The organism is Mycolicibacter sinensis, assembly GCF_001673565.1.
GTDB classification, from domain to species: Bacteria; Actinomycetota; Actinomycetes; order Mycobacteriales; family Mycobacteriaceae; genus Mycobacterium; species Mycobacterium sinense_C.
Genome location: NZ_LZMF01000126.1, coordinates 163,514 through 177,458, shown reverse-complemented (window position 1 = coordinate 177,458; position 13,945 = coordinate 163,514). Strand labels below are relative to the sequence as shown.

The following is a 13,945-nucleotide window of genomic DNA, read 5'->3' as shown; positions in this document are numbered from 1 at the left end:
CGCAAACGCACCCGAATCCAAGACCGCGCCCACCGCATCAACTCCGAACGCGCACTCAACAAAGCCCCACCCTGACGTGATGAACAGATGACTCACGCCGGCAGTACCACACTCCCGCCGCCTATCTGGCGATATCGACTGCGAGCTGAAACGCTCCGCCGACTTTGCCGGCGGCGCTCTATGGTTGATGCCGTGAGTCAGAACCTCGACGTTGCCGGCACCTCGACCTGGTCGCCGCGTGAAGTCGAGCTGTTGGAAGTCACGCTGCAGCTGTTGCAGGAGAACGGCTACGACCGGTTGACGGTGGATGCGGTCGCGGCGACCGCGCGGGCGAGTAAGGCCACGGTGTACCGGCGGTGGCCATCGAAGGCCGAACTGGTGTTGGCCGCGTTTACCGAGGGCATCCGCCAGGTCGCCGTCCCGCCCGACACCGGCACTCTGCGCGGCGATCTGGTGCGGCTGGGCGAGCTGGTCTGCGAGCAGACCGCGCAGCATGCGAGCACCATCCGCGCCGTGCTGGTGGAAGTGTCGCGAAACCCCGCGCTCAACGATGCAATGCAGCACCAGTTCATCGATCAGCGCAAGGCGCTGATGCTCCACATCCTGGGGCAGGCCGTCGATCGCGGGGAGATCGATGCCGCCGCCGTCAATGACGACCTGTGGGACGTGTTGCCCGGATACCTCATCTTCCGGTCTCTGGTGTCGGGCCGGGCGACCACGGCGCGCACGGTGGCGGATCTCGTCGACGAAGTGGTCATTCCGAGTCTGACCCGCTGCGCACGCTGAGGCCCGCGGTCATGAAATCGCCGCCGCCGGACTATTGAGCCGTACGGTTCCGTACCGTACGCTTGGTCGGTGCGCAGACCGTCGCTTTTTCCGCTGGTCCGGCGTGGGTGGATGGTCATAGTTGCCGTGGCGGTGGTCGCCGTCGCGGCATTCTGCGTCTACCGGCTGCACGGCATCTTCGGCGCGGGCGACACCACGTCGACCTCCAGCGACGCGGGCGAGGAGATCGTCCCGTTCAACCCCAAGGACGTCGTCTATGAGGTCTTCGGCGCTCCGGGCGCCGTCGCCACCATCAACTACCTCGATGTCAACGCCGCCCCACAGCAGGTCGTCGACGCCCCGCTGCCCTGGCGGTATCAGGAGACCACAACCGAACCGGCCGTCATCGCCGACCTGCGCGCACAGGGCGACGGAAACATGCTGGGCTGCCGCATCTTCATCGACGGCGAGCTCAAAGACGAAAGGATCGTCGACACCGTGAGCGCCTACACCTTCTGCTTGGACAAGTCCGGATGAGCGAGGACGGCCGACGGCCCTTCTGGCCGCGCATCATTCGCCGTCTGGCACTGCCGATCGTGCTGTTCTGGGTGGCGCTGGCCGCGGTCACGAACAGTCTGGTGCCGCAGCTTGAAGTGGTCGCCGAGGCCCACAACGTGGGGATGAGCTCCCCGGACGCGCCGTCGTATCAGGCGGCGAAACGCATTGGAAAAGTGTTCCAGCAGTACGACACCGACAGTGCGGCGATGATCGTCATCGAAGGCGAGCAGCCGCTCGGCGCCGATGCCCACCGCTTCTACGACACCCTGGTCGCCAAGCTGGAACGCGACACCGAGCACGTCCAGCACATTCAGAACTTCTGGGGCGACCCGCTGACCGCCGCCGGCTCGCAGAGCAACGACGGCAAAGCCGCTCTGGCGCAGGTATTTCTGGCCGGAAGTCAAGGCGAGACGTTGGCCAACGAATCGGTTGCCGCCGTCCGCGACATCGTCGAGAACACGCCGGCACCGCCCGGCGTCCGGGCCTACGTGACGGGTGCGGCGCCGCTGGTCGCCGACCAGTTCTCGGTCGGCAGCGAGGGCACCAACAAGGTCACCGCGATCACCTTCCTGGTCATCGCCGTCATGCTGTTCGCCGTCTACCGCTCGGTGGCCACCACCCTGCTGGCGCTGCTCACCGTCGCTATCGAGATGGCCGCCGCTCGCGGATTCGTCGCATTCCTCGGTTACCACGAGGTCATCGGATTATCCACGTACTCAACCAATCTGCTGACCCTACTGGCGATCGCGGCAGGGACGGATTACGCGATCTTCATCATCAGCCGCTACCAGGAGGCACGCGCGGCCGGCGAAGACCCAGCAACCGCCTTCTACACCATGTACCGGGGCACCGCCCACGTCGTGATCGGCTCGGGACTGACCATTTCCGGCGCGGTGTACTGCTTGAGCTTCACCCGGCTGCCCTACTTCCACACCCTGGGACTGCCCGCCGCGATCGGCATCTTCGTGGCGCTGATCGCCGCGCTGACCCTCACGTCGGCCGTGCTCACGCTGGGCAGCCGATTCGGCCGTTTCGAACCCACCCGGGCGATGCGTACCCGCGGCTGGCGCAGAATCGGCACCGCCATCGTCCGCTGGCCCGGGCCCATCCTGGTGGTGGCGTGCGCGGTCGCCCTGATCGGTCTGCTCGCCCTGCCGGGCTACAAGACCAGCTACGACGCTCGCGAATACATGCCCGACCGCGCCCCGGCCAATATCGGCTACGCGGCCGCCGAACGCCACTTCTCCCAAGCCCGGCTGAACCCGGAACTGCTGATGATCGAATCGGACCACGATCTGCGCAACCCGGCGTCCTTCCTGGTCTTGGAGCGGGTCGCCCGTGCGGTGTTCCACACCCCGGGCATCGCCAAGGTGCAATCGATAACCAGGCCGTTGGGCACCCCGCTGAAGCACACCTCGATACCGTTCGCGGTCGGCCAGGGCAGCGTCGCGCAGACCCAGAACCTGAAGTACCAGATGGACCGGGCGGCCGATCTGCTCAAGCAGGCCGCTGAAGCGGAGAAGTCGGTCCACACACTGGAACAGCAATACGCGCTGCAGCAGCAACTCGCCGATGCCACCCACACCCAAACCCAGAGCTTTCACGACACCGTCGCCCTCACCAACGACCTGCGTGACCAGATCGCGAACTTCGACGACTTCTTCCGGCCGATTCGCAGCTACTTCTACTGGGAACCGCACTGCTTCGACATCCCCGTGTGCGCGGCGCTGCGCAACGTGTTCGACCTGCAGGACGGCATCGACAAGCTCAGCGAAAAGCTCGAACAGCTCACTACGGCATTCGACCAACTGGACGCCTTGCAACCGCAGCTGGTGGAGTTGATCCCGTCCCAGATCGAAAGCCAGCGGGTCAACCGTGACCTGGCGTTGAACAACTACGCCACTAACTCCGGCATCAGCGACCAGTCCGCGGCCGCCAACGACGACCCGGCCGCCATGGGACAGGCCTTCGACGAAGCCAAGAACGACGACTCCTTCTATCTGCCGCCCGAGGCGTTCAACAATCCGGAGTTCAAACGCGGGATGAAGCTGTTCCTGTCGCCGGACGGCAAAGCCGCGCAGATGATCATCACCCACGAGGGCGACCCGGCGACCCCGGAAGGCATCGCGCACATCGACAAGATCCGCGACGCCGCGAAGGAGGCCGTCAAGGGCACCCCGCTGCAGGGCTCGCATATTTATCTGGCCGGCACCGCCTCGACCTACAAGGACATCGCCGACGCAGCGAAGTACGACCTGCTGATCGCCGGGATCGCCGCGTTGAGCCTGATTTTGCTGATCATGATGATCATCACCCGAAGCCTGGTCGCGGCGATCGTCATCGTGGGCACCGTCGCCTTGTCGCTGGGCGCCTCATTCGGGCTCTCGGTGCTGGTGTGGCAGTACCTGTTCGGCATTCACCTGTACTGGATCGTGCTGGCCCTGGCCGTAATCCTGCTGCTGGCGGTGGGATCGGACTACAACCTGCTGCTGATCTCACGGTTCAAAGAGGAGATCGGTGCCGGCTTGAACACCGGCATCATCCGGGCGATGGGCGGGACCGGGTCGGTGGTGACCGCGGCCGGTTTGGTGTTCGCCGCCACCATGGCGTCGTTCATCTTCAGTGACCTGCGGATTCTCGGCCAGATCGGGACCACCATCGCGTTGGGCTTGCTGTTCGACACGTTGATCGTGCGGTCGTTCATGACACCGACCATCGCCACGCTGCTCGGACGCTGGTTCTGGTGGCCGCAGCGGGTACGCCAGCGGCCCGCGCTGGTCGGCGCTACTTCGCGGCGGCCTTCTTCGCCGGAGCCTTCTTAGCGGCCGCCTTCTTCGCCGGTGCCTTTTTCGCCGGAGCCTTCTTGGCCGGGGCTTCTTTGGCGGGGGCTTCTTTGGCGGCAGAGCGTTTCTTCACGCTGGCCTCCAGCTTGGCCAACAGGTCGGAGACGTCCTCGGTGGCATCCAGTTCGGCGGGCCGCTCCTCGGGGGTGAACGCCTCGTCGCCTTCTAGTTTGGCCTCGATCAACTCGTGCAGCTGTTCCTGGTAGGTGTCGTGGTAGCGGTCGGGGTCGAAGTCGTCGGCCATCGATTCGACTACCTGCCCGGCCATTTTCAGCTCGGCCGGCTTGATATCGACCTTGACGTCCAGGGCGGGGAAGTCGGGATCGCGGATCTCGTCCGGCCACAACAGGGTGTGCACCATCATCACGTCGCGCTTGGAGAAATCCTTGACCCGCAGCGCCGCCAGCCGGGTCTTGTTGCGCAGGGTGAAGTGGACGATCGCCACCCGGTCGGTTTCGGCCAGCGTCTTCGCCAGCAGCACATAGGATTTGATCGATTTCGTCGCTGGCTCCAGAAAGTAGGAGCGGTCGAAAAGCATCGGGTCCAGATCAGCGGCCGGGACGAACTCGAGCACCGCGATCTCATGGTCGCGCTCTTCGGGAAGATTCGCGAGGTCGTCATCGGTGATCACCACCATCCGGCCGTCGTCGGCCTCATACGCCCGCGCGATGTCGCCGTAGTCGACGACTTCACCGCACTCCTCGCACACCCGCCGGTAGCGGATCCGCCCGTTGTCCTTGGCGTGCACCTGACGGAACTTGATGTCGTGGTCCTCAGTGGCGGTGTAGACCTTCACCGGGACGTTGACCAGACCGAATGCGATCGAACCCTTCCAGATGGAACGCATGAGGCCAGTATGCCCACCCCAACATGCGCGTAACCGGTAACGACGCGACGTAGGTTGACAGTATGGGCGCTGAGTCCTCCAAGACCCGGGTGAAGCTGACCAACGCCGACAAGGTGCTCTACCCCGCGACGGGCACCACCAAGGCCGACGTCTTCGACTACTACACGCGTATCGCGGAGGTGATGCTGCCGCACATCGCCGGACGCGCGGCGACCCGCAAACGCTGGCCCAACGGTGTCGAACAGGACTCTTTCTTCGAAAAGCAGCTGGCCAGCTCGGCGCCGGCCTGGCTGCGCCGCGGCGAGGTGCAGCATCGCTCCGGCACCACCGCCTATCCGATCATCGACGACCTCGACGGCCTGGCCTGGATCGCCCAGCAGGCCGCACTCGAAGTGCACGTACCGCAGTGGCGTTTCGAAGCGGAATGGACGCGCGCCGGCGAGGTGCTCAAACCCGGCCCCGCGACTCGCCTGGTGTTCGACCTCGACCCCGGCGAGGGCGTGACGATGAGCCAACTGGCCGAGGTCGCGCGGGCCATCCGCGAACTGATGACCGAACTGGGCTTGGACATCTTCCCGCTGACCAGCGGCAGCAAGGGACTGCACCTGTACACCACACTGGAGCGTCCGGTGGCCAGCTCCGGCGCGGCCGCGGTGGCCAAACGCGTTGCGCAACAACTCGAAAGCGCCATGCCGAAGCTGGTGACCGCGACCATGACCAAGAAACTGCGGGCCGGCAAGATCTTCCTCGACTGGAGCCAGAACAACGCGGCGAAGACCACCATCGCGCCGTACTCGCTGCGCGGGCGCGAGCACCCGACGGTGGCCGCACCGCGTACCTGGGCGGAGCTGGACGACCCGAAGCTGCGGCAGCTGCGCTACGACGAGGTGCTGGCCCGCGTCGAGCGCGACGGCGACCTGCTGGCCGGGCTGGACCCGCCGCTGCCCAGACACGACCGGCTCACCGAATACCGGGCCAAACGCGACGCGGCTAAAACCCCCGAACCGGTGCCTGCCACCGCCCCGGCGGTGGGCGCCGGCAACAGTTTCGTCATCCAGGAGCACCACGCCCGCCGGCTGCACTACGACTTCCGGCTGGAGCGCGACGGCGTGCTGGTCAGCTGGGCGGTACCCAAGAACCTGCCGGACACCCCGGCGGTCAACCATCTCGCGGTGCGCACCGAGGACCATCCGCTGGAGTACGGCGGCTTCGAGGGCACCATCCCCAAGGGCGAGTACGGCGCCGGCACGGTGCACATCTGGGATTCCGGTAGCTACGTGACCGAGAAATTCGAGGACACGCCCGAGAAGGGCGAGGTGATCGTGGTGCTGCAGGGCAACCGGATCACCGGCCGATACGCGCTGATCCGCACCGGCGGCGATCAGTGGCTGGCGCACCGGATGAAAGAACAGCAGGCATTCACCTTCAACGAGCTGGCCCCGATGCTGGCCACCCACGGCGCGGTGACCCACCTGGATCCGGACGGCTGGGCCTTCGAAGGCAAGTGGGACGGCTACCGGCTGCTGGTGGAGGCCGACCGGGGCCGGGTGCGGCTGCGCGCCCGCAGCGGACGCGACGTCACCGGCCAATACCCGCAGCTGGGGTCGCTGGCCGCCGACCTCGCCGAACACCACCTGGTGTTGGACGGCGAAATCGTCGCACTCGATGACAACGGTGTTCCCAGCTTCGCCGCGATGCAGAACAGCGCCCGCTCGACCCGAGTGGAGTTCTGGGCCTTCGACCTGCTCTATCTCGACGGCCGTCCGCTGCTGCGGGCGGCCTACCGGGACCGTCGCCGCCTGCTGGAAACGCTTGCGCAGGGAACCGGTGTGGTGGTCAAAGACCTGTTGGCCCCCGACGGCGCCGAGGCGCTCGAACAGTCCCGCGCCCTGGGCTGGGAGGGTGTGGTGGCCAAGAAGTGGGACTCGGCCTATCAGCCCGGCCGCCGGTCACCGGCGTGGGTCAAGGCCAAGCACTGGCGAACCCAAGAGGTCGTGATCGGCGGCTGGCGAGCCGGCGAGGGCGCCCGGGGCGGGGGGATCGGGTCGCTGCTGATGGGCATCCCGGCGGGCGAGAAGCTCGCGTTCGTCGGCCGGGTGGGCACCGGGTTCACCGACGGTCAATTGGCCGCGCTGAAGAAGAAGCTGACCCCGCTGCACACCGACGAATCCCCCTTTGACGCGCCGCTGAGCCGGGCCGATGCCGCGGGCGTTACCTTCGTCCGACCGACGCTGGTGGGGGAGGTGCGCTACAGCGAGCGGACCGGCGACGGCCGGCTGCGCCAACCGAGTTGGCGTGGCTTACGGCCCGACAAAACGCCCGACGAGGTGGTACGTGAGGATTGACCGGTGCGGTGGGTGACCTATCGAAGCGAGGACGGCGAACGTACCGGGGTGCTGCACGGCGAGGTGATCCACGCCGCGGCGCCGGGAACGACGCTGCTGGATCTGATCGGGCTCGGCGCGGACGGGCTGCGCGATGCCGGCGAGCGGGCGCTGAACGCGCCGTCGGCCACGGTGCGGCTCGACCAGGTGGCGCTGATGGCGCCGATCCCACGGCCGCCTTCGATCCGCGACAGCCTGTGCTTCTTGGACCACATGCGCAACTGTCTGGCCGCGACCGGTCGCAGCCGGGAGCTCGACGACGTGTGGTATCAGATCCCGGCCTTTTATTTCGCCTGCCCGACAACCGTTCTGGGGCCCTACGACGATGCGCCGGCAGCACCGGGCAGTGCCTGTCAGGACTTCGAACTGGAGGTCGCCGCCGTCATCGGAACGCCCGGAACGAACCTGTCGGTGGCCGAAGCCGAGCGGGCCATCATCGGCTACACCATCTTCAACGACTGGTCCGCGCGCGACCTGCAAGCCCAGGAGGGGGTGCTGGCGATCGGGCAAGGCAAGGGCAAGGACAGCGGCGTCACCCTCGGGCCGTATCTGGTCACCCCCGATGAGCTCGAACCCTACCGCCGCGACGGCAAACTGAGCCTGCATGCCACCGCGATCGTCAATGACGTGATCGTCGGACTCGGCTCGACCGGGACCATGGACTGGAGCTTCGGCGAGATCATCAGCTACGCCTCCCGCGGGGTGCCGCTGACACCCGGCGATGTGTTCGGCTCCGGCACCGTCCCCACCTGCACGCTGGTCGAGCACCTCGATCCCGCGGCGCCGCAAGCTTTTCCGGGCTGGCTGTGCGACGGTGACGTGGTTACGCTGCAGGTGCAGGGCCTCGGTGAGGTACGCCAGACCGTTCGCGCCAGCGTCCCGCCGATACCGCTGGCGCAGCGCCCGCGGCCTACTTCGGGGTGAGCGTCACGGTCACTGTGGCGGCGCCGGCGTCGGAGCTGATGGTCAGCACCGAGGTGCCCGCCCCGGCGGTTAGCTGGCCACCCGTCACGTTCACCGTGTAACCGTTCGGGTACTGATCTCCTGGCACCGAGATGGTGGTCGGCGAACCGGCGTCGAAGGCACCGGACCCGTCGGCGCGATCGGTGGAGTAGCTGAACGAGAAGACACCATTGTCGAACGACAGCGACGTGGGGGTGCCCGAAATCAGTTGCGGGTAAGGCTCGGACAGCGCGATCAGCTTGTCGACGTTGACGTTGTCACCGGTGGGCGGCAGGTTGGGGTCCAACACCAGGGCTTGGCCGTTCGGTGAGGCACTGGTGATGTCATTGCCGGTGTAAGCCCACTCGGTCCAGCCCCACAGGTACTTGTTGGCCGCTTGCATGCTGGCGGTGATGGTCGGGATGGTGTTGGTGGCGCCGAATTCGGTCAGCAACGCCGGGATATTGTGCGCCTGCGCGTACTCCGCCGCGTTGGCGAACACGGCGTCGGCGTTCAGATCGCAGCCGAAGCTGAGGTCGGGGAACAGTGACGTGGTGATGCAGTAACTGTGGAAGGAGAAGACGGAGTTCTCGTCTTCCACCGTGCCCAGGTGCGTCGGCACCGGCAGGCTGCCGAAGAGGGTGGTGGGCTCGAAGAACACCGTCTTGTTCGGGTCCACGGAGCGGATCGCCGCATCGATCTGGTTGTAGAACGGGGTCAGCTGCTGGGCCTCGAAGTACGGGTTGCCCAACAGGCTGCCCAGCCAGTTGGTGCCCGCCCACGGCTCGTTCATGATCTCGTAGCCGGCCACGTTGGCATCGCCCTTGAAGTAGTTGGCGACGGCCTGCCAGGTCTGCGCGTAATGGTTCAGCAGGCCGACCCCATCGGATGCTTTCGCGTTGCCCCAGAACCCATCCCAGGCGTGGTTCTGCGCCGGGTTGAGGAAGTAGTTGCCCGGGAAGCCCATGTCGGGGTTGGGCAGGCCACCGCCGTCGGTCGCCCAGCCCGGTGCGCCTTCGCCGCCGAACTCTTCGTTGTAGAGGTCCTGATGCATGTCGAGGATCGCGACGATCTTGTGCTGGGCCAGGATCTGCACGGTGTTCTGGATCGACTCCAGGTAGTCGTAGTCGATGACCCCGGGCTGCGGTTCCACCGCCGACCAGATGATGCCCAGGCGCACCGCGTTGAAGCCGTTGGCGGCCAGGAATGCGGCGTCGTCCTCGCTGAAGCCATCGGCGGACGGCTCGTAGGGCGGGATCTTGTAGACCTGGTTGAGCCCGTGCAGCATGACGACTTGGCCGTCGCCGTTGGTGAGCCAGCCGTTGGACACCTCGACCGGCGGAGCCGTCGTTCCGGTGATGCCACCGGGCAGCGCGCCGAAATGGCCTACTGTGCCGTGAGTTCCGGCCCACAAGCCGGGGTTGCCGCCGGCGCCGCCGAGGGCGGGCAATTCGTAGTCGGGGTTACCGTGACCGGTGGCTCCGTCGCCCGCGTCGCCGCCGTTGCCGCCGTTGCCCATCAGCCAGCCACCGGCACCGCCGTCACCGCCCGCAGCCCCGGCGCCCCCGTCGCCGCCATCGCCGCCGTCGCCGAAGATCCCGGCCGCGCCGCCATGACCCCCGGCGACACCATCGGTGGTGCTGTTCCAGCCCGCTCCGCCGTCGCCGAACAGCCAACCGCCAGGGCCGCCGTCGGGATGGTCTTCGGTGCCGGCCGCGCCGTTGCCGATGACCGTCGAGCCGAAGAGCTGGTTGATGACGCCGTTGACCTGCCCGCCCAGCTCGCTGTCGATCCACTTCTCGGCGGCGTCATGCAGGCCGGTATAGAAGTCGAATCCGACGGCCGGACCCGGCTCGGCCAAGGCGGCCAGCGCGGCGTCCCAGTGAGCGGAGGACAGGAACGAGTCCCAGGCGGTCGTGTCGAACACGGCGTCGCCGTCGAGGGCACCCGCGGCGGTCAGAAACGGCGCGAACAACACATCCATCATGTCGTCGAAGTCGGCGTGCGCCGGCGGGGCCGACGGCACGACCAGGCTCAGGAAGGCAACGGCGCCGACAATCTTGCTGCCGACGGTCTTGCTGCGGTGACGAGCCATACCGGCAAACCCCTCCCAGACACAGTTTCTGAGGTGTGTCTGAGAAGGGTAAACGAGTTACTTACGGTGCGGAAGGGTTCGCCGGAAAACGTGCCGGGTCGAACCGATCAACACTGGGTCGACGCGCGGATCCATTCGCGGCGGGCGTCGCTTTGACCTGCGTCACACGTCGCGGCGACGCGCAGCAGGTGAACCGCCCGCTGATCGTCGCGGTGGCCGCCGCGTGGCTGGGCATGCAGGCAAGGCTGCGTGTTCATCTTCAATACCTCCTGCAGGTCACACATGGAGAGCTGCAGTACGCGACCGCCGGGAGGCGGTCAGTGCACACACCTAGTCAACGACGCAGCGGCACGGATATTTCCCAGCGACACAGTGAGACTGCACACGACAAGCGCCGCAGTGTGACCGCCGTCACCCAGCCTTGGCGATCACGTGCTCGGCGAAGCGCTCCAAGTTGCGGATCTTGTCGTCCAGCGGCTCGGTGTCGGGCCCGACGATGTAGGGGATCCGGAAGCCGACGATCACGTCTGTGACGCCCTTGTCCTCCAGGCGCTTGATCCCGTCGAGGGTGAATCCGTCAACCGAGATCACGTGGATCTCGAACGGCCCGGTACGGCCCTCCTCCTCGCGCAGCTGCTTCAGGCGTGCGATCAGGCCGTCGAGCTCGGCCGGGTCGCCGCCCCCGTGCATCCAGCCGTCGTTGCGCGCGGCGCGACGCAGCGCGGCGTCGGCGTGGCCACCGATCAGGATCGGGATGGGCTGGGCCGGGGCCGGGGTCATCTTGGTCTTGGGGATGTCGTAGAACTCGCCGTGGAACTCGAAGTAGTCGCCGGTAGTGAGCCCCCGGATGATCTCGATGCACTCGTCCATCCGCTTGCCGCGCCGGGCGAACGGCACCCCCATCAGGTCGTAGTCCTCCGGCCAGGGACTGGTGCCCACGCCCAGGCTCAGCCGGTCGCCGATCATCGCGGCCAGGGAACCGGCCTGCTTGGCCACCAAGGCCGGCGGCCGGATCGGCAACTTGACCACGAACGGCGTGAACCGCAACGTGCTGGTGACCGCGCCCAGGGCCGCCATCAACACGAACGTCTCGATGAACGCCTTGCCGTCCAGGAACTCGCGGTTGCCGTCCGGGGTGTAGGGATATTTCGAGTCCGACTCGAAGGGGTAGGCGACGCTGTCCGGGATCGTCATGCTGTGGTAGCCGGCTGCCTCGGCGGCTTTGGCGAGCGGAATGTAATAGCTCGGGTCGGTCATAGCCTCGGCGTAGGTGAACCGCACATCGTCTCCTCAGTGGTCGCTGGGCATACTCCCGAGCAGCTTAGACCCGAGGCGGCATCGCGATTTCAACGTCCTCCAGCGGATACGGCGGGTATCCGGCCGCGCCGGCCACCGTCAGCGTGCCCCACGGCGTCCGCTCGGCGACCCGCCCCTCGGCGGTGTGCTCGCCGATCCGGATGCTGACCTTGGAGCCGGTCGCATTCACACCCGGCAGGTCAGTGAAAAACATTCCCTGCCAATGGTATTGGCCATCGATCGGGTCGAAGTGGCCGGCCAGTCGCACCCGAACGGGATAGTCCTCGCCGTTGTGGGTGAGCACGGCCGGCCCGTCGTAAAGCTCGGCGTTCTCCAAATCCGCCCCACCGGAGCCGGTGAGAAAGAACCGCGAGGCTCCGCGGGTCGGCAGCAGCGGGTGTACGCGCAGCCGGGGAGAGCGGGATTCGATGCGGCCGGCGCCGCTGCGCTGCATGACGTCGACGAGCCGGGCCACATACCGGGCCTGTCGGCGGGTGTGCGGGCCCGGAATCCGGAACCGGTTGGGGATACCGTGCGCGGCGACGACGCCGTCCGCCGAGGCGGTGGCGTCGATCAAAACCCGAGCGGTCACCACCTCACCGTCGGGAACCGTCACCGCCCATGTCTCGGTGGCGCTGTCGAATCGGGCCTCGGCGGCCGGATCGACGACCCGGGCGTGCTCTAGCAACCCGTGGAGGCGTGCCGGGTCGCCCAGCACCACCACGTCGAGGATCACAGGAAACCGTTCCGCCGCCACATCCGCCGGGCCAGCCGACCCATCAGGCCCACCTCGGTGAAGAAGGCGGCCAGCGGAGCGAACGACGAGCGGCAGGCGGCATGGAAGTGCGGGTTGGCCCGGGCCACCCGGCGAGCTTCACGCCCGTCCAGCCCGACCCGGTTATAGACGATCGGCAGCGTGAACAGATGGCGGTAGAACGGTCCGCCGACACCCTGCAGGTTCGCCAGCATGGCACGGCGATAACGCGGCATCGCCGGGACGCTGCGGCGCAGGCCGTCGCGGGCGTACTGGATGTGGCGGGCTTCCTCGGTGACGTGGATGCGCATCACCCGCCGAACGATCGGCTGCAGGTCCGAGTCGTCGAGGATCTGGCGTTGCAGCGCGTCGAAGATCTCCTCGCCGACCAGGGCCGCACCCCACAGGATGCTGCCGCGGAACAGGAACGGTAGGGAGTTGATGACGATGCGCTGGTAGAGCTTCGGGCGTACCGGCACCCCGCCGATCCGGTCGATGGTCTTGCCGAACATCAGCATGTGCCGCGTCTCGTCGCCCAGCTCGGTCAGCGAGTAGTGGGTGGTGCGCGCGGTCGGGTTCTTGTGCATCATGTCGCGCAGCAGGGCCTGGTTGAGGATGTTCTCGAACCAGACGCCGGCGGAGAGCACGTTGACCAGCTCTTGGCGCGACATCTCGATCTGCTGCTCGCGGGTCATCGACTCCCACAACGCGGTGCCGTAGAGGGTGCACATCCGCGGCGGCAAGAAGAACTTGTCCGGGTCGACCGGGGCGTCCCAGTCGATGTCGACGACGGGTGCGTACGACTTCTTCACCGAGCCCTTGAGCAGGCGCTCGGCGAATTCCTCGCGGGACGGGCCGCTGGGCCGCGCAACAGTGGTCATCGGGAATCCCTTCTCGCTTCGGTCCCCAAAAAGTAGGAGCCGCCACCAGACAAGTCAATACCTACGGTACCGGATACCTGCGGTACTTTTGTGAGGACCGTCACGGGCGGCCGCGCGCCGTACCCACCACGAGAAACGGGCTCTTCGCCGAGTTGACGATGGCAAGATCTGCCTATGGCCGCATTCCTGCTTCGTGCAGCGCTGACCGGATTGGCGCTCTGGATCGTCACGCTGATCGTCGGCGGAATCCGCTTCGTCGGCGGTGACACCACGGCTCAGCGGATCGGGATCATCTTCGTCGTCGCGGTGATCTTCGGTCTGGTCAACGCCTTCATCAAGCCGGTGGTGCAGCTGCTGTCGATCCCGCTGTACATCCTCACCCTGGGGCTGTTCCACATCGTGATCAACGCGTTCATGTTGTGGCTGACGGCGTGGATCACCGAGAACACCACGCATTGGGGCCTGCAGGTCGACCACTTCTGGTGGACAGCGATCTGGGCGGCGATCGTGCTGTCGCTGGTGAGCTGGGTGCTGTCGCTGGTGCTGCGCGACGCCCGGCGCATCACCCGCTGAGCGGGCA

Annotated in this window: 10 protein-coding genes and 1 pseudogene; 6 read left to right on the top strand and 5 right to left on the bottom strand. The window is 66.6% G+C overall.

The features are described from left to right. Positions 1-180 precede the first annotated feature (180 nt). From A5648_RS18145 to A5648_RS18135, 3 genes are all read left to right on the top strand, one after another. Entirely contained in the window at positions 181-786 is a 606-nt protein-coding gene (locus tag A5648_RS18145) for a TetR/AcrR family transcriptional regulator (protein ID WP_065025858.1), read from the top strand. A gap of 69 nt (positions 787-855) precedes the next feature. Continuing rightward, the gene (locus tag A5648_RS18140; protein ID WP_207511752.1) at positions 856-1,302 is read left to right on the top strand and encodes an MmpS family transport accessory protein; all 447 of its coding nucleotides are present in this window, start codon (positions 856-858) and stop codon (positions 1,300-1,302) included. Next, positions 1,299-4,145, top strand: coding sequence for an RND family transporter (locus A5648_RS18135; protein WP_065025856.1), 2,847 nt, complete (start codon positions 1,299-1,301; stop codon positions 4,143-4,145). Before A5648_RS18140 ends, A5648_RS18135 begins: the two co-directional genes overlap by 4 nt. On the opposite strand, the gene A5648_RS18130 is transcribed toward A5648_RS18135, so the two are convergent. Then, positions 4,108-5,013 carry a Ku protein gene (locus A5648_RS18130; RefSeq protein WP_065025855.1) on the bottom strand — a complete coding sequence of 302 codons (906 nt, stop codon included), beginning with the start codon at positions 5,011-5,013 and terminating at the stop codon, positions 4,108-4,110. The two genes, A5648_RS18135 and A5648_RS18130, sit on opposite strands and share 38 nt — an antisense overlap. A gap of 62 nt (positions 5,014-5,075) precedes the next feature. Between A5648_RS18130 and A5648_RS18125 the strand changes: the two genes are divergently transcribed. Beyond that, positions 5,076-7,358 carry an ATP-dependent DNA ligase gene (locus tag A5648_RS18125; protein ID WP_065025854.1) on the top strand — a complete coding sequence of 761 codons (2,283 nt, stop codon included), beginning with the start codon at positions 5,076-5,078 and terminating at the stop codon, positions 7,356-7,358. A 3-nt stretch (positions 7,359-7,361) separates the two neighbouring features. Further along, positions 7,362-8,309: pseudogene (locus A5648_RS18120) on the top strand (fumarylacetoacetate hydrolase family protein); the annotation flags it as partial. Here A5648_RS18120 and A5648_RS18115 read toward each other — a convergent pair. The 4 genes from A5648_RS18115 to A5648_RS18100 form a co-directional block, all read right to left on the bottom strand. Continuing rightward, positions 8,308-10,434: a cellulase family glycosylhydrolase gene (locus A5648_RS18115; RefSeq protein WP_065025852.1), complete on the bottom strand. Its 2,127-nt coding sequence runs from the start codon at positions 10,432-10,434 to the stop codon at positions 8,308-8,310. The pseudogene A5648_RS18120 and the gene A5648_RS18115 sit on opposite strands and share 2 nt — an antisense overlap. 411 nt (positions 10,435-10,845) lie before the next feature. Then, positions 10,846-11,715, bottom strand: a complete 870-nt coding sequence (locus A5648_RS18110) for a TIGR03619 family F420-dependent LLM class oxidoreductase (protein ID WP_065025851.1) — start codon at positions 11,713-11,715, stop codon at positions 10,846-10,848. A gap of 40 nt (positions 11,716-11,755) precedes the next feature. Continuing rightward, positions 11,756-12,466, bottom strand: coding sequence for a DUF4873 domain-containing protein (locus A5648_RS18105; protein WP_065025850.1), 711 nt, complete (start codon positions 12,464-12,466; stop codon positions 11,756-11,758). Next, complete coding sequence (locus A5648_RS18100; protein ID WP_065025849.1) at positions 12,463-13,365, bottom strand: AurF N-oxygenase family protein; 903 nt, start codon at positions 13,363-13,365, stop codon at positions 12,463-12,465. The genes A5648_RS18105 and A5648_RS18100 overlap by 4 nt, the downstream gene beginning before the upstream one ends. Positions 13,366-13,539: 174 nt before the next feature. Between A5648_RS18100 and A5648_RS18095 the strand changes: the two genes are divergently transcribed. Beyond that, positions 13,540-13,938: a phage holin family protein gene (locus tag A5648_RS18095; protein ID WP_065025848.1), complete on the top strand. Its 399-nt coding sequence runs from the start codon at positions 13,540-13,542 to the stop codon at positions 13,936-13,938. Positions 13,939-13,945: the final 7 nt, after the last annotated feature.

Bases quoted from the DNA above. Each gene is read 5' to 3' on its own strand.
- A5648_RS18145 (WP_065025858.1), top strand. From the start codon at position 181: ATGGTTGATGCCGTGAGTCAGAACCTCGACGTTGCCGGCACCTCGACC.
- A5648_RS18135 (WP_065025856.1), top strand. From the start codon at position 1,299: ATGAGCGAGGACGGCCGACGGCCCTTCTGGCCGCGCATCATTCGCCGT.
- A5648_RS18130 (WP_065025855.1), bottom strand. From the start codon at position 5,013: ATGCGTTCCATCTGGAAGGGTTCGATCGCATTCGGTCTGGTCAACGTC.
- A5648_RS18125 (WP_065025854.1), top strand. From the start codon at position 5,076: ATGGGCGCTGAGTCCTCCAAGACCCGGGTGAAGCTGACCAACGCCGAC.
- A5648_RS18115 (WP_065025852.1), bottom strand. From the start codon at position 10,434: ATGGCTCGTCACCGCAGCAAGACCGTCGGCAGCAAGATTGTCGGCGCC.
- A5648_RS18100 (WP_065025849.1), bottom strand. From the start codon at position 13,365: ATGACCACTGTTGCGCGGCCCAGCGGCCCGTCCCGCGAGGAATTCGCC.
- A5648_RS18095 (WP_065025848.1), top strand. From the start codon at position 13,540: ATGGCCGCATTCCTGCTTCGTGCAGCGCTGACCGGATTGGCGCTCTGG.